This is a genomic window from Niveibacterium umoris (assembly GCF_014197015.1).
Classification (GTDB): Bacteria; Pseudomonadota; Gammaproteobacteria; order Burkholderiales; family Rhodocyclaceae; genus Niveibacterium; species Niveibacterium umoris.
The window spans coordinates 2,586,892-2,606,871 of record NZ_JACIET010000001.1 but is presented as its reverse complement, the minus strand read 5'-3'; the positions used below and the strand labels follow the sequence as shown (position 1 = coordinate 2,606,871).

The window sequence follows — 19,980 nt, the reverse complement described above, 5'->3', positions numbered from 1 at the left end:
ACCATGAGCCTGAAATGCGGCATCGTCGGCCTGCCCAACGTCGGCAAGTCCACCCTCTTCAACGCGCTGACCAAGGCGGGCATCGCGGCCGAGAACTATCCGTTCTGCACAATCGAGCCGAACGTCGGCATCGTCGAAGTGCCGGATCCGCGTCTTGCGCAGCTCTCTGAAATCGTCAAGCCGCAAAAGATCCAGCCGGCGATCGTCGAGTTTGTCGACATCGCGGGGCTGGTTGCGGGCGCCTCGAAGGGCGAGGGGCTTGGCAACCAGTTCCTCGCCAACATCCGCGAGACCGATGCGATCGTGAACGTCGTCCGTTGTTTCGATGACGAGAATGTGGTGCATGTGAACGGCAAGGTCGACCCGATCGCCGATATCGAGACGATCGTCACCGAACTTGCGCTGGCGGATCTGTCTTCGGTCGAGAAAGCGATCCATCGCGAGAACAAGAAGGCCCGTTCCGGCGACAAGGATGCGCAGAAGCTGATCGCGGTACTTGAAAAGCTCCAGCCGCACCTGAACGAAGGCAAGCCGGCGCGCACGCTGGACCTCTCGGATGACGAGAAGGCCCTGATCAAGCCGCTGTGCCTGCTGACGATCAAGCCGGCGATGTACGTCGGCAACGTGCTCGAAGACGGCGCTGAGCACAACGCTTACCTCGACCGCTTGCGCGAGCACGCCGCCAAGGAAGGCGCACCCGTTGTCGCGCTGTGCGCGAAGATCGAGCAGGAACTCGCCGAATTGGAAGACGAGGACAAGATGGCCTTCCTCGCCGACCTCGGCTACGACGAGCCGGGCCTCAATCGCCTGATCCGCGTCGGCTACGACCTGCTTGGTCTGCAGACCTACTTCACCGCGGGTGTGAAGGAAGTGCGCGCGTGGACGATCCACAAGGGCGACACCGCGCCGCAGGCGGCCGGCGTCATCCACACCGACTTCGAGCGTGGATTCATCCGCGCGCAGACGATTGCCTTCGACGACTTCATCGCCTGCAAGGGCGAAGCGGGTGCCAAGGAAGCCGGCAAGATGCGCTCGGAAGGCAAGGAATACGTGGTCAAGGATGGCGACGTCTTGAACTTCCTGTTCAACGTTTAACGTCTAGTCCCGCCACGATTCGCCAAAACAAGGCGGATCGCACAAAAAGCCCCGCATGGCGTCTCGCTTGCGGGGCTTTTCATTGCCCGTGCTTGGGCGCGCTCACGCCAGTGCGGCGCGGGCCGGAAACGGACGCGGTGGTTCTCGCGAGCCGCCGGCGGTTTCAGGTTTCGTAATCTTCAAGCGCCGCTTCAAGTTCGTCGAACCGGTCTTCCAGCCATTCTTCCGCTGCGGCGGACGTGAGCCACTGGCGCAGGGCATCCTGATCCTCCCCCGACCAGGTGCATCGTTCGCTACCGAGGTCGGCCACAAGCAGGCCGGTCGCATTCGGGACGCCCGGCTCTTTTGCACCCACGGTCGGAATGAACTCGATCAGTTCGATCAGCGGCAACAAATCCATCGGCTCATGAACGCTTGTCTGGATCTCGGCAAGGGTTTCGGGGTCTGCGGCCAGAACGCGTTCAAAAACGCTGTCGGCGGAAAGGCCGATACGGCGACCACTCGGTAGTTGCGGCACGGCGTGCCTCCTGAGGTGCAAAAGGGAGAGCGTATCCCGATTCGATACTTTGGTTGCGACGCGAGGCGTATGGCCGGCTTGCCAAGCGAGTGATCGTGAGCGGGAGTGCCGTCCGCGCGGCCGGTGAATTGCGTTAGCCGGCGGCTTCGCGTGAGGCCGAGCGTGGCAGTCGCGGTGTAACGCCGTGACGCTTCAGTCCGTCTTCGCGCGAGTGGCGAACACCGCGCTGCGGCCGCCGAGGGCCTTGGCGCGGTACATGGCGGCGTCGGCGCGCTGCATCAGGGCTTCACCTGCACTGGCGTGTTCCGGGAAGAGGGCGATGCCGATCGACACGCCGAGCAGGTAGTCGCGCTGGTCGGATGTCACGGGTTCGCGCACCGTCGCGAGCACCTTCGCGGCGATCGCTTCGGCCGATTGCGCGCTATCGATGTCGGGCAGCAGCACCACGAATTCGTCGCCGCCCACGCGCGCGACGGTATCCGTGTCGCGCACCGCAAGGCGCAGGCGATGCGCGATCGTGGCCAGCACCGCATCGCCCACCGCGTGGCCGTCGGAATCGTTGATGATCTTGAAGTCGTCCAGATCCAGCAGCATCAATCCGACCAGACCGCCCTGTCGTTTCGACCGCGCGATGGCTTGTTCAAGCCGGTCCGAGAGCAGGCGGCGATTGGGCAGGCCGGTGAGCGGGTCGTGGTAGGCAAGGTGACGATAGCGTTCCGCGTTGCGCATGCGGTCGGTGATGTCGCTTGCGATGCCGTGGTAGCCGGCGAACTGGCCGTCTTCATCGAATACCGGGTTGCCGCTGGTCGAGAACCAAACGCGGCTGCCGTCCGGGCGGGAGACGTAGAAGACAAGATCGCGAAAGGGCAAGTGCGCGGCGAGTTGTGCCTTGTGCTCCTGCCATGCTTCCGGCGTGACGCCTTCGATCTTTGTCACTTCCCAGCGCCGCTTGCCGATGCAGTCCTGCAAGGCGGCGCCGATCCGGTCCATGCCCGCGCCCGAGAGTTGCGTGAAGCGCAGGTCGGCATCCTGCTCCCAGTAAAGGTCGGAAGACATCGAGATGAGTCGGCGGAAGCGCTCTTCGCTGACGCGTAGCGCACGTTCAGTCTCCAGCCGCTCGCTGATGTCCGAACCCATCCAGACCATGCCGGCGTCGGGATGCGCAGGGTCCACCGGCATGCCCGTCATCTCGCACGGGAAGGTGGTGCCGTCGCGTCGCCGCATGGGCGCGACGTAGGTGTATGCGCGCAAGGGCGTCGCGCTGCGCAGGGCTGCTTCGCTGTGGCGCGCCCAGTCGTCCGCATCCTGGTGCCAGACCCACATCGGACTGCCGATGACGTCTGACTCCGGGCAGCCCATCTGGTCGAGGAAGCGTTTGTTGCACTTGACGATGTGCGGCCCCTTCACCAGCACGATCGCCTCGGCTGCCGTGTCGAAGATCACCTGCTGTTCGCGTGCGAGGGCCTCGCTTTCGAGACGCCGCTGCAGTGTCCCGGTCAGCATCTGGTTGAACGCGGTGTGCAGGCCGAACAGCATCAGCAGGTAACCCAGCAGCCCCCAGCCTGCCAGCGGCAGGCTCGCGGGCGGCTGGATCAGCAGCAAGGCTACCGGCGGTGCGAGGCTCGGCAAGACAATGGTGAAGAAACTCAGCCGGCTGATGGCTTGCGTACCGGTGCTGGCGAGCGCGATCGTCATGACGATCAGCACGATTGGCCCGATATGCGCCAGCACCGAAGGGTTTGTTGCAAAGAAGACCGTGAGGCCCCAGCCGATGCCGGTCAGTGCGTTGCGTGCCTGGTAGAGATGCTCCAGGCGTTCGGCGGCCGGCGCATCCATGCCCGGCTTGCACATTGCGCGGGCGAAAGCCGCGTTCGACAGTACCAGCACCAGCATCACGCCCGCCCAGGCGAGAATCGCCGTGCGATCGGCCATGCCCCACAGCGTCGCCGCCATCATGATCACAGCGAGTGCGCCGGCCACACTTGCCAGACGGCAACTCTCGCCGAGCAGCACGACGCGCTCGACCAGCAGCCGCTGGGCGAGGGGGGTGTCGGTCTGGACGGGGCTGGTGGGCATTGTTGCGGTGGTAGAGTCTGGGCCGGAAGTATGCCGTCCTTGGCCCCACTCGCACATGTCTGCTTCGTATCCGCCTGCGCCAGCGATCACGACCGTTGGCAGATTCGCCCCTTCGCCGACCGGGCCGCTGCACTTCGGTTCGCTGGTGGCGGCCGTTGGCAGCTGGCTTGATGCCCGTTCGGCGGGCGGGCGCTGGCTACTGCGCATCGAGGATGTGGACACGCCACGTATCGTCCCGGGCGCCGACCGCGCGATCATGGACGACCTCGTCCGCTTCGGACTCGAATGGGATGGCGAGGTCGTCTGGCAGAGCCAGCGCTTCGATCGCTATGCCGATGCGCTGGAGCGGCTGCGCGCTGCGGGGCTGGTGTATGGCTGTGCCTGCTCGCGCAAGGAGATTGCAGATTCCAGCCTGACGCGGGCGCGAGATGGGGGCCTGCGCTACCCCGGCACCTGTCGCGACGGCCTTGCCGCGGGCCGCGTCGCGCGTGCGTGGCGGGTGCGCACGATGCCGGGTCAAGTGCGGTTCGACGATGGTCTGCAGGGTGAGCAAAGCGAAGACATTGAAGCCGAGGTGGGTGACTTCGTGCTGCTGCGCGCCGATGGCGTCTGGGCCTACCAGCTCGCGGTGGTGGTCGATGATGCGGAGCAGGGCATCAGCGACATCGTGCGCGGAGCGGACCTCCTCGACTCGACGCCACGCCAGATCTACCTGCAGCGCCTGCTCGGCTACCCGCAACCGCGCTACCTGCATCTGCCCGTTGCGACCAACTTGGCCGGCGAAAAGCTCTCGAAGCAGACCCTTGCGCGCGCGGTGGCCGGGCAGCCAACTGCTGCTGCGCTGGGTGCTGCGCTCGCTTTCCTCGGGCACGCCCCGCCGCGCGATCTTGATGGTGCGCCGGTGGCCGCGCTGCTTGATTGGGCTTGTGGCGCGTGGCGGCGTGACCGCTTGCCTGGGGCTCGGGTCATACAAGCGCCGATCGGCGTGTAAGGCGCGCCGCCGTTTCAGGCACTCGGCCCAGCCGGCCTAAACGGTCGCATGGTCGCTGTTGAACGTTCCGGAAGCGCGCAAGCGACCGGCAACCCAGCTTGCGGCCAAGGGCTGCGCGCCCAGTGCGTAGGCCAACTCCGCCGGCTCTCCGATGCGCCATAGCGCGAAATCTGCGCGCTGGCCAATCGCAAGTGTGCTGCGGTCCGCGAGGCCCATTGCACGCGCGGCTTCGCGCGTGATGCCGGCGAGGGCTTCCTGCGGGGTCAGGCGGAACAGCGTGCAGGCCATGTTCGCCGCGAGCAGCAGTGAGGTCAGTGGCGAGGTGCCGGGGTTGGCGTCGGTGGCGACGGCCATCGGCACGCCAGCGTCGCGCAGCGCGGCGATCGGCGGCAGCCTGGTTTCGCGCAGGCAGTAGAAGGCGCCGGGCAGCAGTACCGCGATGGTGCCGGCCCTTTTCATCGCGGCGATGCCGTCGTCCGAGAGCCATTCGAGATGATCCGCGGAGAGGCCGCGGTAGCGTGCGACCAGTGTGGCGCCCCCCTGATCCGAGAGCTGTTCGGCGTGCAGCTTCACCGGCAGGCCGAGCTTCGCGGCGGCGTTGAACACGCGGGCGGTCTGGTCGGGCGTGAAGGCGATGCGCTCGCAGAAGGCGTCGACCGCGTCGACCAGGCCTTCGCTGGCGAGCGCGGGCAGCATCCCGGTGCAGAGGTGGTCGACGTAGGCGTCGGCCTCGCCGGTGAACTCCGGTGGCAGCGCGTGGGCGCCGAGGAAGGTGGTGCGCACGGTGATGCCACGCAACTCGCCGATGCGACGCGCGACGCGCAGCATCTTGCGTTCGCTGGGCAGGTCCAGCCCGTAGCCGGATTTGATCTCCAGCGTGGTGACACCTTCGGCGAGCAGCGCATCGACACGCGGCAGGCTGGCGGCGAGCAGCGCGTCTTCGTCGGCCGCACGTGTCGCACGCACCGTGGAGAGGATGCCGCCACCGGCGCGGGCGATGTCTTCGTAGCTCGCGCCGTTGAGCCGGACCTCGAATTCGTTGGCGCGGTTGCCGGCGTAGACGAGGTGAGTGTGGCAATCGATCAGCCCCGGCGTCAGCCAGCCGCCGGTGCCGTCGTGCGTTGGCAGGGCGTTGAATTCACGAGGCAGATCCGATTCCGGCCCGAGCCAGGCGATGGTGCCGTCGCGCCACGCAAGTGCGGCGTTGCGGACAGTGCCGTAGCCCTCGCCGACGAAGCTCGCGAGATGGACGTTGCGCAGCAGTCCGTCCCGAACCGGCGCGTCGCTCACGGATGCGCCCCCGCGGCGATGCGGGCAACCAGCCGCGCCGCGACCCGCGCGGTGTGGGTGTCGATGTCCTGCGCGGGGTTCATCTCCGCGATGTCGGCGAGGCGCAGCTTGCCGCTGGCGAGCGCCGCGTCGATCAGGGGTTCGATGACTTCCATGGCGACGCCATGCGCCGAGGGCGCCGACACGCCGGGGGCGAGGCCGGGCGGCAGCACGTCGAGGCAGATGGTCAGGTACAGGTGGTCGACTTGCGCGAGGAAGGCATGCAGCGCAGCGAGCGCGGCGTGCAGCTTCGCAGCGCCCAGTTCTTCATCCAGCATCCAGCGCACGCCCAGTTGCTTCGCGCGCTCGAACAGCGCCGCGGTGTTGGCGAAGCGCGAGATGCCGAAGACGGTGTAGTGGAAGGGCCAGGTTTGCGCCGCGCAGGTTTCGGCGATCTGACGGAACGGGGTGCCGGAACTGGCGCGATCCGCGGCGCGCAGGTCGAAGTGCGCGTCGAAGTTCAGGATGCCGATGCGCGGCGTTTCGCTGCTGCGCTTCTTCAGCGCGGTGGCCAGCCCCATGAAGCTGCCGAAGGCGATCTCGTGACCGCCGCCGAGCCCGATCGGCAGGTGGCCGCGCTCGATCAGTTTCGCGATTTCGCCCGCGTAGTGGGCCTGCGCTGCTTCGAGCGCGTCGCCATCGCAATGCACGTCGCCGGCGTCGTAGAGCACCGAGGCCTCGGCGAGCGCGACGTTGGCCAGCGCACGGCGCAGGGCGGTGGGGCCGGCGGCAGCACCCGGGCGGCCGAGGTTGCGGCGCACGCCGGCGTCGCAGGCGAAACCGAGCAGCGCGACACCATGGCACTGCGTGGCATCGCCCAGCGGCTGCACCGCCTCATGCCAGCGCTGGCTGAAGTGCGCTTCGTGCGAGTCTTCGCGGCCCTGCCAGATGGCCGTGTCGAAGCCGGTATGCCGTACGCCCTCGGTGCTCATGGTTCAGCCCTCGATGGATGGCAGGAGATCGTGCGCCGCGTGATCGAAGATGCCGGAGAGCACCATGCGCTGCGCGGCTTCCAGATCGGGTGCGAGGTAGCGGTCGTCCGAATGGAAGGGCACCTCGGCGCGCAGTTGCGCATGCACCTTTTCCAGCGGCACCGAGGTCTTCATCGCGCGGTGGAAGTCGATGCCCTGCGCGGCGGCGAGCAACTCGATGCCGACGATGTGCGCGGTGTTCTTCGCCATGTCGGTCAGGCGCCGGCCGGCGAAGGTGGCCATCGAGACGTGGTCTTCCTGGTTCGCCGAGGTGGGCAGGCTGTCGACGCTGGCCGGGTGAGCAAGCGACTTGTTCTCCGACGCCAATGCCGCGGCGGTGACGTGCGCGATCATGAAGCCCGAGTGCAGGCCGGGGTTCGGGATCAGGAAGGCCGGCAGGCCGGAGAGCGAGGCGTCGATCAGCAGCGCGATGCGGCGTTCGGACAGCGCGCCGATCTCGGCGATCGCCAGCGCGAGCGTGTCTGCCGCAAAGGCCACCGGCTCCGCATGGAAGTTGCCGCCCGACAGCACCGACCAGTGGCCTTCGTGCTCGAAGATCAGCGGGTTGTCGGAGACCGCATTGGCTTCGATCGTCAGTGTGGTCACCGCGCCGCGCAGCAGATCCAGACATGCGCCCATCACCTGCGGCTGGCAGCGCAGCGAGTACGGGTCCTGCACGCGGTCGTCGTTGGTCAGATGCGACTGGCGGATCTCGGAGCCGGCGAGCAGCTCGCGGTAGCGCGCGGCGACGGCGATCTGCCCCGGCTGGCCGCGGACCTCGTGGATGCGGGCGTCGAAGGGTGCGTCGGAGCCGCGCGCGGCGTCCACCGACATCGCGCCGGCTGCAATCGCCGCGGCGAATACACGCTCGGCGAGGAACAGGCCCTGCAACGTCAACGCGGTCGAGGCCTGCGTGCCGTTGATCAGCGCGAGGCCTTCCTTCGCCGCGAGCTGGATCGGCGTGATGCCGGCTTCGCCCAGCGCGTCGGCCGCGTTGCGCTCGACGCCATCGACCCGCACGCGGCCTTCGCCCATCAGCGCCAGTGTCATGTGCGAGAGCGGCGCGAGGTCGCCCGAGGCGCCGACCGAACCCTTGCTCGGGATGCAGGGCAGGATGCCGGCGTTGTAGGCCTCGATCATCGTCTCCAGCACCAGCGGGCGGATGCCCGAGAAGCCGCGTGCGAGGCTCGCGATCTTCATCGCGAGGATCAGGCGCACAACGCCGTCGTCCATCAGCGGGCCGACGCCCACCGAATGCGAGCGGATCAGGTTGGTCTGCAGCGCTTCGAGCTGATCTTCCGCGATGTGCGTGTTGGCGAGCTTGCCGAAGCCGGTGTTGATGCCGTAGGCGGGCTTGCCGGCTTCCACGATGGTGCGCACCGCGGCGGCCGAGGCGCGCACCGGGCCCCAGGCGGCGGGGTCCAGCGCGAGACGGGCGCTGCCGTCCCACACCGCGCGCAGTTGCGGCATCGTGATCTGGCCGGGGACGAGGGTGATGGTCTTGGTCATGTCGGAATCCAGTGAGGGATGCAGGTCAGCCCAGCATCGGCAGGTTCAGGCCGCGCTCGCGGGCGCAGTCGCGGGCGATGTCGTAGCCGGCGTCGGCATGGCGCATCACGCCGCTGGCGGGGTCGTTCCACAGCACGCGTTCGAGGCGGCGCGCGGCGGCCTCGGTGCCGTCGGCGACGATCACGACGCCCGAGTGCTGCGAGTAGCCCATGCCGACGCCGCCGCCGTGGTGCAGCGACACCCAGGTCGCGCCGCCGGCGGTGTTGAGCAGGGCGTTGAGGAGCGGCCAGTCGGATACCGCGTCGCTGCCGTCGCGCATCGCTTCGGTCTCGCGGTTCGGGCTGGCGACCGAGCCGGTGTCGAGGTGGTCGCGGCCGATCACGATCGGCGCCTTCAGCTCACCGCGGGCGACCATCTCGTTGAAGGCGAGCCCGGCGATGTGCCGTTCGCCCAGACCCAGCCAGCAGATGCGCGCCGGCAGGCCCTGGAAGGCGATGCGCTCGCCGGCCATGTCGAGCCAGCGATGCACATGGTGGTTGTCGGGGAACAACTCCTTGATCTTGGCGTCGGTCTTGCGGATGTCTTCCGGGTCGCCCGACAGCGCCACCCAGCGGAATGGCCCCTTGCCTTCGCAGAACAGCGGGCGGATGTAGGCCGGCACGAAGCCGGGGAAGTCGAAGGCGTTCGCCACGCCTTCGTCCTTGGCGACCTGGCGGATGTTGTTGCCGTAGTCGACGACTGGCACGCCCATCGCCTGGAAGTCCAGCATTGCCTGCACGTGCACCGCGCAGCTCTTTGCGGCGGCGCGGCGCAGCGCTTCGTGCATGCCGGGGTCGCGCTGCGCGGCGCGCCACTGTTCGAGGCTCCAGCCGATCGGCAGGTAGCCGTTGATCAGGTCGTGCGCCGAGGTCTGGTCGGTCACGAGATCCGGTTTCACACCGCGGCGCACCAGCTCCGGCAGCACTTCGGCGGCGTTGCCCAGCAGGCCGATGGACACTGCCTCGCCGCGCGAGGTGTGCTGCGCGATCAGATCCAGCGCGTGGTCGAGATCGCGCGCCTGCACATCGAGGTAGCGGGTGCGCAGGCGGAAGTCGATGCGCGACTGCTGACACTCGATCATCAGCGAAGTGGCGCCGGCGAAGCTCGCCGCCAGCGGTTGCGCGCCGCCCATGCCGCCCAGCCCGGCAGAGAGGATCCAGCGGCCGCGCCAGGGGTTGGTCTCGCCTGAAGCGCCGTAATGCTGTCGCCCGGCCTCGGCGAAGGTCTCGTAGGTGCCCTGCACGATGCCCTGCGTGCCGATGTAGATCCAGCTGCCGGCCGTCATCTGGCCGTACATCATCAGGCCCTTGCGGTCGAGCTCGTGGAAGTGCTCCCAGGTCGCCCACTTGGGCACCAGATTGGAGTTGGCCAGCAGCACGCGCGGCGCATCGGCGTGGGTGCGGAACACGCCCACCGGCTTGCCCGATTGCACCAGCAGCGTCTCGTCGTCGGCGAGTGTCTGCAGCGACTTGAGGATCGTGTCGAAGCAGGTCCAGTCGCGCGCGGCACGGCCGATGCCGCCGTACACCACCAGCGCCTCCGGATTCTCGGCGACCTCCGGGTCGAGGTTGTTCTGGATCATCCGGAACGCCGCCTCGGTGAGCCAGCTGCGGCAGCTGCGCTCAGTGCCGCGCGGTGCGCGCACGACGCGGCCGGGGGCCAGACGGGGATCCTGTTCGGGGTGGGCGATGGGCATGAGGTACTCCGCGACTGCAAAAGTTGTCTATACATTTGTAGCGCAGGAAGGTGCTTTGCGCAAGAGTTGTCTATACAATTAAAGCGCGCCACCGACGGACCGATCCGGGCCCGGACGGCGGCGCTCCCTCCGGAATCCGATCGATGACGACACCGCGTACCCCGCCCCGCTACCAGCAGATCAAGGACGAGCTGCTTGCCCGCATCCGCGCCGGCGAATGGCAGGTGGGCGAGGCGATCCCGCCCGAGGAAGGGCTGGCGCGCGACTTCGGCGTGGCGCGGATGACGGTGAACCGCGCGTTGCGCGAACTGACCGAGGCCGGCGTGCTGACCCGTACCCGCGGCGCCGGCACCTTCGTTGCGCCACCACGGGTCGATGCGCCGCTGCTGGAAATCCGCAACATTGCTGAGGACATTGCCGCGCGCGGCCACACCCACACTGCGGAACTCTTCAGCCTCGCGCGCGGAGAGGCGGATGCCGCGCTCGCCGAGGCTTTCGAGTTGCCCCCGGGCGCGCCGCTGTTTCATTCGGTGCTGGTACATCGTGAGAACGGCCGGCCGATCCAGGTCGAGGACCGCTGGGTCAACGCCCGCATGGCGCCGGACTACCTGCAACTGGACTTCAGCGCCGAAACCCCGAACGCCTACCTCAGCCGTGTAGCGCCGCTTGCTGGGGCGCGATTCACGGTCGAGGCAAGGCTGGCACCGCGCGAGGTCGCGATCATGCTGGGTATCGAGGCCCGCATGCCTTGCTTGGTGATGCGCCGGAGCACACGCGGTGCTGCAGGAGTCGTCTCGGTCGCCACCCTGTGGCACCCGGGCGAAAGCTACCGCTTGGTGGGCGGGATCTGAACCGTCATGACCGTGCAATGAAGCGACCTCAGGTCGAGGCGCTGCTGCCTTCGGTAGTTCTTCAATGCGCCCCGAGCGCCCGCCCATACGGCAACGTCTGGCACCTCGAGGTGCAGGGCGCGGCGGGAACTGGGGTCGGAGGAAAAGCGCTCAAGCGAGCGCTGCCGCCACCTTTGCCTCCGCAGCCGTCACCCGATTCAACTGCGGCAGGTGATCGCGCCGTTGGTGGCTCAGAATGACGACAGGCCTATCCTGAGGTTCAGTGCCAAAGCGTATTTACGGAATTCAGTACGTCCGCATAGCTACCGTCCGTGGGGATGCTGCTGCCCGCCGGAATCGCGTAGCCGGCCATGGCGTCGACCAAGGCCTGCACATCGCCACTGCGGAGGCTGTAGTAGAAAAGCTCGAAGCGGTCGAGCTGATGATCGGCACCGGCAAACCAGTTTCGAACCGTGAGCGTGTCGCCCTTGTCTTCGAGGTTGGTCACGATCAGGTCATCGCTGCTGCGATTGAACCAGAGCGAGGAATTCTGGAGGAATTGCCCGAGGTCGAGGTATGCCCACTGTACCCCGTGCGTTGCGTTGTCGAGGCTGATGACATCGTTCGTGCCGTCCGGAGACAGAACGACGCCCACGTCCGACTGGTCGCCACCGCCGGTGATAAAGATCAGGTCCTCGCCGTCCCCGGGCTGGATCCTGTCGCTGTCGGTGAAGCCCCCCCCGCTTGCGACCAGTGTGTCGTTACCGGCGCCACCGAATAGTTCATCCCAGCCGCTACCGCCGTCGAGCCAGTCGTTGCCGTCCCCACCCCGGATGGTGTCAGAACCGTTGAAACCGAGCATCCGGTCATTCTCCGCGGACCCGACGAGAGAGTCCGTGTATTCCGTTCCGAACCAGACCGCCGGCTCTGTGTACGCCACCGTTTGCAGCGCGCCGTTGAATAGGATCGACTCGATCCGTCCGGCTGCATCCTGTCCGTTGATCGCGATGGCGTCCTTGCCATCCACCAGCACCATCAGGCCGTTTCCATTGAAGTGGGAGAAGCTGATCGCGCTGCCCGGCGCGCTGACTTCCAGCCGGTCTGTGGCGCCCCCTGCGTCGGTGATGCGGTCGAAGCCGTCGCCAATGGCCCAGCGATAGACGTCGTTGCCGGAGCCGCTGACCAGCTGGTCGTCGCCGGCGCCCCCGATCAGCGTGTTGTTACCGTCGCCGCCATCGAGCGAGTCGTTGCCGTCGCCGCCCAGCAGTGAGTCCGCGCCGTCGTTGCCCAGCAGCGAGTCCGTGCCGCTCTCGCCGAGCAGTGTGTCGTTCCCGACCCGTCCGAAGATCAGGTCATCGCCCTCGCCCCCGCGGATCGAATCGTTGCCAGCTGCGCCGTCCATCGTGTCGGCGAGGGACAACCCCACCAGCGTGTCGTTGCCGGCGTAACCGATCGATCGCAGCAGGGTGTCGGAGAAAACAACCTGGCGGCCCGCGAAAGAGACCGCTTCGATATTGCCGAAAGTGATGTCTTCGCCGGTGCTCGTGCTGACCATGCGCGTCGTGGTCGGGTTCAGGCGGGTGAACTGGTAATCCGCCTGCGTACCGAGGACCCACAGCAAGTCGACGGCGGTGTCCGCCGCGCCGTAAACCGTCGAGTCGTTCCCGCCGTCGACACGGATCACGCCTGCGTCGGTGCGGATGAAATCGGAGCCCGTGCCGCCGCTGATGCTGTCGTTGCCGCCGCCGCTCCAGAGTGCATCGTTGCCGGCGCCTCCGACCAGGGTGTCGGCGTCACTTCCCCCATCCAAATAGTCATTGCCATCGCCGCCGCTCAGGTAGTCTGACCCGACCATGCCTAAGAGTGTGTCCTTGCCAGCCAACCCGTACAGTGTGTCGTCGCCAGGCGCGCCCATAACGCTGTTGTCCAGGGCGTTCCCGCTGGCTTGCGCGCCGCGCCATCCGGTCAGCAGCACCAGGTCTTCAACGTTGGCGGCCAGGGTCGTGGAGGCGAGTACCGAATAGACCCGGTCGTGGTCACCGCCCTTGATATCTTCGAGGACGACGTCTGCCGAGTTATCCACGATGTAGGAGTCTGAGTCTGCGCCGCCCCGCATTGTGTCTGCGCCGGCGTGGCCGTCCAGCAGGTCGCTTCCGATGCCGCCCTCCAGATAATTGCCCGTGCCCGGCAGGGTATCGTCATTGCCGACCAGCAGCGATTCGGCGTTGATCGCGACGGTCTGACCGAGAACCGTAATCATGCGAGTTGAGGCCAAGACCGCGGGGCCGTGGTAAATCAGTCGTTCGACGCCGGACGCAAGGGTGTATTCGGACAACCCGCCTTCCAGCTGCACGGTATCGATACCCCCGGAAGCGCTCTCGATGACTCGCACGCCCTCATGGGCGACGAGGTAGGTGTCGTTGCCCCCGGCGCCGACCAGGACGTCGTTGAGCGCCGCGCTGGACAACGTGTCTGCTGCGGCTGTGCCGATGTTGATCGCGATTCCGGCTAGGTCGGCGGGCTTGATCCAGAGGTCGTCGTTCAGGGCGCCGGTCGCGGTGTCGGCCTGGTTGAAGTTGTCGAAGACGCCGTCGCCATCGAAGTAGAGGCGTTCGATGCCGGTGGCGATGATCTCGCCCTTGCCGCTGCGATCGATGATCCGGATCGAATTGGCGTCGGGGCGGCTGAAGGCGTAGTCCGAAACACGGCCATGCAGGTACAGCGTGTCGGTACTGGCGTCAGGTCCGCCGGGCGTGGCTGGGTCGGTGCCACCGTCGACAGTCACCAGGTCATAGCGATTCGTCGGCAAGGGGTTGCCCGAAGAATCGAGGATCGTGGATCGCAGCCCGACCTGGAGCCAGTCGCTGCCCGAGCCACCGATCAGCGTGTCATTGCCGTCGTCATCGATCAGGGTGTCGTTGCCGACGCCGCCATCGAGACGGTCATTGCCGCGGCCACCGATCAGCGTGTCGTTGCCGAGGCCTCCGCTCAGCGAGTCGTTGCCGGCGTCGCTTGCGATGAGGTTGGCGAGGGCGTTGCCGGTGCCGGTGAAGTTCCTGCTGCCGGCGTAGCTCAGTTCCTCGATGTTGGCGAGCGTCAGCGGGGCCAGGCTGTAGCTCGTCATGCTCTCGTTTACGCAGATGCGGTCGGTGCCTTCGCGCGCCTGTTCGACGATGCTGTCAGCGGCGCTGTCGACGTAGTACCAGTCGTTGCCGCTTCCGCCGGCCAGCGTGTCGAGACCCGCCCCGCCGACCAGTACGTCATTGCCGGCACTGCCACTGATGCTGTTTGCGAGTCCGTTGCCGGTCGCGAAGAAACTGACCGCCCGTGGTCCGGTCCAGATGGCGTCGTTGCTCTTGGGCAGGGCGGCCAGGTCGAGCACGACGGTCTGCGCGGCGTCGCCGATGAAGGAGAGCTTCTCCACATTGGCGGGCAGGCTGTACTCGCTGAGCGTGGTGCGGATCTCGTCCAGCCCCGCGCCGAGCAGTTCGTTCACCTTTACTCCGCCATGGCGGACGATGTAGGTGTCGTTGCCGCCGAGCCCGGCCAGGGTGTCGCCGTCTGCTCCGCTGGCCAGCAGGTCGTTGCCAGCTGTGCCGGTCTGGCGCGTCTGGAACAGTGACGCCAGCGCCAGCGCATCGCCGGTCGGGCTGGTGTCATCCGCCGGATCGCCGTCGGCGTCGAAGCGCACGAACTCGATGCCGCCGAGTTTGACGCTGGCCTGCCCCTTGTAGGACAGCACAAGGTCCGCGCCGACGAAACCGGTGATCGTGTAGTCGCTCTGCTGGCCGTAGAGGATGGCGGTGTCGCTGCCTTGCCCGCCATCGAGCACGTCCTGGTTGTGAGCGAGGAGATCGCTGGCCCGGTAGGCGCCTGGCGCCAGTGTGTCGTCTCCAAGGCCGCCACGGAGCGAGTCCGCGCCACCCGCACCGCCGAACAGCGTGTCGTTACCGGCGCCGCCGTCCAGCGTGTCATTGCCGTACCGGCCGCTGACGTAGTTGTCGCGATCGTTTCCCGTACCGCGGAATGCCGTCGACGCGCCATAGGCGAGTTGCAGGTTCTCGACGTCCGGCGCGCCGGCCAGCGAGTAGCTGCCGAGGCGGGTGAAGATGGTGTCGTTGCCGCCGGCCGCCCCGGATGCCTCCTGCACGACGTCTGCGAGCGAGTCGATAAAGTAATAGTCGTCGCCCAGACCCCCGGCGAGCGTGTCGTTGCCGGCGCCTCCGTCGAGCACGTCGTTGCCGTCACCGCCCGTGAGCAGGTTGGCCAGTCCATTGCCGATGCCGACGAACTCTGCCAGCACCGAAGGTGCGCCAGCATCAAAGCCTTCCCAGCCGGCGAGCGTGCTGCCGGCTGCAGCATGGGCGAGGCCGTTGCCCGTGTAGCGGAGCTGTTCGATGTTGTCCTGCAGCGTGAAGCGGATGCCGCTCGATTCGACGCGATCGATGCCGCCGGCTGCAGTCTCGATCAGCGTGACCGGGTCAGCACCAACAAGGTAGAGATCATCGCCATCGCCACCTTCCAGCGTGTCCGCGCCACCCTGGCCGTCGATCGTGTCTGCACCGCGCCCGCCCACCAGGTCGTTGGCGGCGCCGTCTCCGGCGATGCTGTCCGCCAGCGCTGAAGCCGTGAGGTTCTCGATACCGGCGAGCGTGTCGATGTCACCCCAGCCGTCGATCACGAGACCGGTGGAAAGATTGGCGATGATGCCCTGCCGGATCAGGCCGGCAGCGTCGTAGCCGTCATCGTCGTAGCTGGCCCGGTCGTTGCCGCCGTTGCCGGTGATCAGGTCTGCACCGCTGCCGCCGAAGAAGCCGTTGTCGCCCGCGCTGCCGATCAGGGTGTCATTGCCGCCGCGGCCAAAGACATAGCCGCCGGTACTGCCCAGCGTGACCGTGTCGCCGAACTGGGTGCCATGCGCATTCTCGATACCCGTCAGCGTGTCGCTGGTGCCGAAGCCGTCGTTTGAGACCACGCCGGTGTCGAGGTTGATGTCGGCGCCCTGGTTGCCGTACAGGTAGAAGACGACGTCGTCCCCCGCTCCGCCATCGATGAGGTTGGACCCGCTTCCGCCGTTGAGCCAGTCGTTGCCGTCGCCTCCGGAGAGGGTGTCATTGCCGGCGTCACCGTAGACGCTGTCGTTGCCTCCGCCACCTGCGAGTGACGCGCTCCCGACGCCAGCCGTGAGCAAGTCGTTGCCGCTGCCTCCCAATACCGCTTCGATGCTCCACAGCGTGTCGTTGCCGATCTCGGCGCCGGATGCGCTGCCGCTACCAAGCCGAACCGTCACGCCGCCCGTCGTGCGCGAATAGTCGGCAAGGTCGAAGCCACTGTTCCACGCGTAGTTCCAGCCGTGGGCCGGATCGGTGTCCACCGTCCAGTCTTCGTCGCCGACCATGAGGTCGTTCCCGGCGTCACCGACCAGCGTGTCGTTTCCTGCGCCACCCCACAGGGTGTCATTGCCGGTGCCGCCGATCAGCGAGTCATCACCGTCAAAACCTGCGATCTGGTCATCGCCGCCACGACCATCGATGGTGTCGTTGCCGGTGTGCTCCAGAAGGATCTGCACATAGCCATTCGGTCTCTGGATCTGGCGCACGCCTCCGGACAGCCAGTTGTTGTTCGCATTGCCCAGTATCTGGTCGTCGAAAGCACTGCCATTGGCGCCGTCGATGTCGATGAGCTTGTCCGTTTCGCTGCCGGAGGTCGCAGTGCCGGTGGCGAGATCGATCCGCACTGCGGCAACCGCTTCGGCGTAGCCGACGCCATCGTTGCCCTTGATGGTGTCGCCGCCTTCCAGCGTGTCATTGCCACCGGCGCCCGAGAACCAGTTGGCATGGGCGTTGCCGATGATGCGGTCGTTGCCGGAGGTGCCTCGCGCGTGATCGACGCGCAGGATCGTGTCTGTGCCTGCGTCGCCGAGGTACTGCGCCGTGGTGAGCGACAGGTTCAGCACGATGCCCTTCGAGAATCCGGAGTAGTCGACCCAGTTGCTGCCGCTGCCGCCGTCGATGTAATCGTTGCCGGCGCCGCCGGTCAGGTCATCATCGCCGGAGCCGCCAATGAGCGTGTCGTTGCCGTTGCCGCCGGACAGCTGGTTGAAATCGCCATCGCCGCCGGTCAGCGAATCGTTTCCATCCCCGCCATCCAGAACATCGCTGCCGTTGCCGCCGTTGAGCGTGTCATTACCGGCGTTGCCCGTCAGCGTGTCCGCGCCGTCGCCGCCGTCGAGGATGTTGTTCGCCGCGTCGCCCGCAATCTGGTCGTCCAGCGAGGAGCCGGTGATCGCTTCGATACCGGAGAGCGTGTCCACGTTGCCCCATCCGTCGGTGACCAGGCCGGCAGCAAGATCCGCCTGGATGCCCTGGGTGATCCCCCCTTGGGCGTCGTAGCCATCGTCGTCATAGCTCGCCCGATCGACCCCCGCGCCACCGACGAGGCTGTCTGCGCCGCTGCCGCCGACCAGCAGGTTGGTGCCGTCCCCCCCGATGATGGTGTCGTCTCCGGCTCGGCCGAAGGCATAGGTGCCGAGGTTGCCCAGCGTGATCTGGTCTGCGAACTGGGTGCCTTGGACGGCTTCCACGTTACGGATGGTTTCGGCGTTGCCGAAGCCGTCGTCGGCGACCATGCCGGTCGCAAGATTGACCTGCGCGCCGTTGGTGCCCCACAGGAAGAACGCCACATCTTCTCCGGCGCCGCCGTCCAGGGTGTCCGAGCCGGCATCGCCAAACAACCAGTCGTTGCCGTCGCCGCCCAGCAGGGAGTCGTTGTCATCGCCGCCGCGCAATGTGTCGTTGCCGGCAAGCCCAACCAGGGTATCGTTGCCAGATCCGCCGTTGAGAGAGTCGGCGGTGCTGCCTCCTGTGAGGAGGTCTGCGCCGGGCGTGCCGTCGATGGTGGTCACTTTGCTTGCTCCAGGGGGGGCGGCCGGGCTCTCGCATGGGAGCGGCCAGGGAAGAGGGTAAGCCGCAGCGGCGTCCTAGGTCGTAGATGCGGGAAATGTACCCGTTGTGCCGAGCGGCTCGGTGTTAATTCCTGCCGCAGGACGCTAGTGGTCAGCGCATTTTTGCCGCAATTGCTCCGGATCAAATCTCGTCTGCCGCCAAGAAGCGATACGGAGGGAGGTGGGACGTGTCAAATGATCCTGCGCCCCCTGAATCAATGGCGCAGGGTAGTGCTGATAAAGGCTCTCTGTCGCGGTGGGGCCGTTCCAGGTGATGGCAAGAGAAAGGCGGGCGTCAGCGGGTGCCATTCCGTGCGTCAAAGGCGTGAGGGTAGTCTGGCCATCGGGTTTGAAGTGTACGGTCGTGGGCGCTGGCGGCAGCGGACTTCTGCGTGTCTATCCAGTGAAGACGCTAGTTGCTTGATTGAAGGGCGCAGTCGTGTTCCCGTCACTGCGCTATGTGGCGGGGCTTCCGAGTGGATGCTGCGTTGCTTTGATGTCAAGCGTCGAGGCGATCGATCTGCCAATTGATGCCTTCGAAATCCGGCATCTCACACCCGTCATCGATGTCAATCTCGCGCAAGATCTGCTGTTGGAGTTTTCGCGCATCGATTCAGGCACCGAAGCATGCTTGGCGCGGTCCAACCCCAGGTTGTGTGTCTCTTGCGGGGCGCTTTCAAGGTCAAACCGCTCGACATCGTCGCGCGCCAAACGATCGCCGACAATCGCGAGGCGGTGGCGCTCAATCGGCGAGGAATAGCGGGTGAGCATGTTGCGACCATCAAACACGGCATGCAGGCTGCCCCGCTTGCGCAGATTGGGCCGATATCCGGCGGCAGCCATGGCGCTCGTCTGGTCCTGATCGGTTGCGCGGGCCCCGGACACGGTGCGGGTATACTCGCTGTCGTTCGTGGCGATGCCACTGTAAGTGAATTGCACCGCGATCGGGCTCGTGCAATGCCGCCCCTCTTCTCCGCCGGTCTGCCCGCCCTCTGCCATGCAGGACTTCTTTGCCCCCGCATTTCTAGACGCAATTCCACCCGCCCTGCGTGCGGTCCCCGAACACATTCGCGCGAAAACCGGCATCGCGGTGCGTGTGCAGGAGATCGACACAGCGTTTGCACGGCGCAACCCTTCTTTCGCGACCGCCTCTGCTGTTCTGGATATCGACCACCGCCAGCAATCGATCACACTGCGTGTGTCGCGGGCGGATTTGAGCCCGCGAATCATTTCCCATGAACTGATTCATCTGAAAAGAAACGTCATCGAATCGGTACCGAAATTCTTTCCGGTGGCATCGGCAAGCAATACCGACATTCAGGCGATCTACCTGCTCGAAAACGCATTGGAGCACCTGTTCGTGGTGCCGCAGGAAATGGCGGCTCACCCCGAAGCGCCGGTGCACTGGGCGCGGGACTATGCGACGCTTGTCGATGCGTCCAAAGGCAGTGGATTCGCGCTGTGCCTGCATTGGGTCTTCCTGCGCCTTGTGCTCCCGGATCACACGGCGCTTGCCGAAACCTGCGCAGCCCATCTCAACGTCTTGCAGGACCCCTACCTGATCCGGGTCGCCGAGTACCTCAGGCAGACGCTGCAGCTCGCGCTGCCCGACAAAGTGGCGATGCAGCAAACGCTACTGAAGGCAGTTGCCCCTGCGATCCGAGCCCAGATCGCCGTGGGGCGCTTTGCGATTCGAGACGGAAAGCTCGTGACAGAACGCTTGAGCGATGGAGTGTGGTGTCCGATTTAGCAGACACGCTTGGATTCAGGTTCACACAGGTGAATGCCGGATGGAAGACGGTGCGAATCACGCCTTTACTTGGGCTGCCGGTTGCTCGCAGCGATGATCTGCTGGATCTCCTTCGACTTGACCAGGCGTGAGATGGCCTCATTGATGGCTTTGACACTGATGCGTGGATGGTCTTTCAGCACCGCACACCGCCACGCGTAACGGTCGATGACAAAACCGCGGTCGGATGCGCGG

12 protein-coding genes are annotated in these 19,980 nt (G+C 66.3%); 4 read left to right on the top strand and 8 right to left on the bottom strand.

Annotated features, from left to right (window positions below; all coding sequences use genetic code 11):
• Positions 1-3 precede the first annotated feature (3 nt).
• On the top strand, positions 4-1,095 hold the full coding sequence (gene ychF / locus GGR36_RS11660) for a redox-regulated ATPase YchF (protein WP_183634754.1): 1,092 nt from the start codon (positions 4-6) through the stop codon (positions 1,093-1,095).
• Between the two features lie 163 nt (positions 1,096-1,258).
• Here the strand turns inward: ychF and GGR36_RS11655 are convergent, their stop codons facing one another.
• The gene (locus tag GGR36_RS11655; RefSeq protein ID WP_183634753.1) at positions 1,259-1,612 is read right to left on the bottom strand and encodes a hypothetical protein; all 354 of its coding nucleotides are present in this window, start codon (positions 1,610-1,612) and stop codon (positions 1,259-1,261) included.
• Positions 1,613-1,804: 192 nt separating this feature from the next.
• Entirely contained in the window at positions 1,805-3,688 is a 1,884-nt protein-coding gene (locus GGR36_RS11650; protein WP_183634752.1) for a diguanylate cyclase domain-containing protein, read from the bottom strand.
• 55 nt (positions 3,689-3,743) lie between these two features.
• On the opposite strand from GGR36_RS11650, the gene gluQRS reads away from it, so the two are divergent.
• Positions 3,744-4,679 (top strand): tRNA glutamyl-Q(34) synthetase GluQRS, encoded by a 936-nt coding sequence (gluQRS, locus tag GGR36_RS11645; RefSeq protein ID WP_183634751.1) that lies wholly within the window; start codon positions 3,744-3,746, stop codon positions 4,677-4,679.
• Between the two features lie 36 nt (positions 4,680-4,715).
• Here gluQRS and hutI read toward each other — a convergent pair whose 3' ends face one another.
• From hutI to hutU, 4 genes are read right to left on the bottom strand one after another with little or no spacing between them, the layout of a single operon-like run.
• Positions 4,716-5,969, bottom strand: a complete 1,254-nt coding sequence (gene hutI / locus GGR36_RS11640) for an imidazolonepropionase (protein ID WP_183634750.1) — start codon at positions 5,967-5,969, stop codon at positions 4,716-4,718.
• Positions 5,966-6,940: a formimidoylglutamase gene (gene hutG / locus GGR36_RS11635; RefSeq protein WP_183634749.1), complete on the bottom strand. Its 975-nt coding sequence runs from the start codon at positions 6,938-6,940 to the stop codon at positions 5,966-5,968. The genes hutI and hutG overlap by 4 nt, the downstream gene beginning before the upstream one ends.
• Before the next feature lie 3 nt (positions 6,941-6,943).
• The gene (hutH, locus tag GGR36_RS11630) at positions 6,944-8,488 is read right to left on the bottom strand and encodes a histidine ammonia-lyase (protein WP_183634748.1); all 1,545 of its coding nucleotides are present in this window, start codon (positions 8,486-8,488) and stop codon (positions 6,944-6,946) included.
• Positions 8,489-8,513: 25 nt separating this feature from the next.
• Positions 8,514-10,223, bottom strand: a complete 1,710-nt coding sequence (gene hutU, locus GGR36_RS11625) for a urocanate hydratase (RefSeq protein ID WP_183634747.1) — start codon at positions 10,221-10,223, stop codon at positions 8,514-8,516.
• Positions 10,224-10,366: 143 nt separating this feature from the next.
• On the opposite strand from hutU, the gene hutC reads away from it, so the two are divergent.
• Entirely contained in the window at positions 10,367-11,074 is a 708-nt protein-coding gene (gene hutC / locus GGR36_RS11620) for a histidine utilization repressor (protein WP_183634746.1), read from the top strand.
• Positions 11,075-11,333: 259 nt separating this feature from the next.
• Here the strand turns inward: hutC and GGR36_RS11615 are convergent, their stop codons facing one another.
• Positions 11,334-17,957, bottom strand: coding sequence for a calcium-binding protein (locus tag GGR36_RS11615; RefSeq protein WP_183634745.1), 6,624 nt, complete (start codon positions 17,955-17,957; stop codon positions 11,334-11,336).
• A 495-nt stretch (positions 17,958-18,452) separates the two neighbouring features.
• Positions 18,453-18,995 carry a hypothetical protein gene (locus GGR36_RS11610; protein WP_183634744.1) on the bottom strand — a complete coding sequence of 181 codons (543 nt, stop codon included), beginning with the start codon at positions 18,993-18,995 and terminating at the stop codon, positions 18,453-18,455.
• Between the two features lie 97 nt (positions 18,996-19,092).
• Between GGR36_RS11610 and GGR36_RS11605 the strand changes: the two genes are divergently transcribed.
• On the top strand, positions 19,093-19,746 hold the full coding sequence (locus GGR36_RS11605; RefSeq protein ID WP_183634743.1) for a hypothetical protein: 654 nt from the start codon (positions 19,093-19,095) through the stop codon (positions 19,744-19,746).
• Positions 19,747-19,980 lie beyond the last annotated feature (234 nt).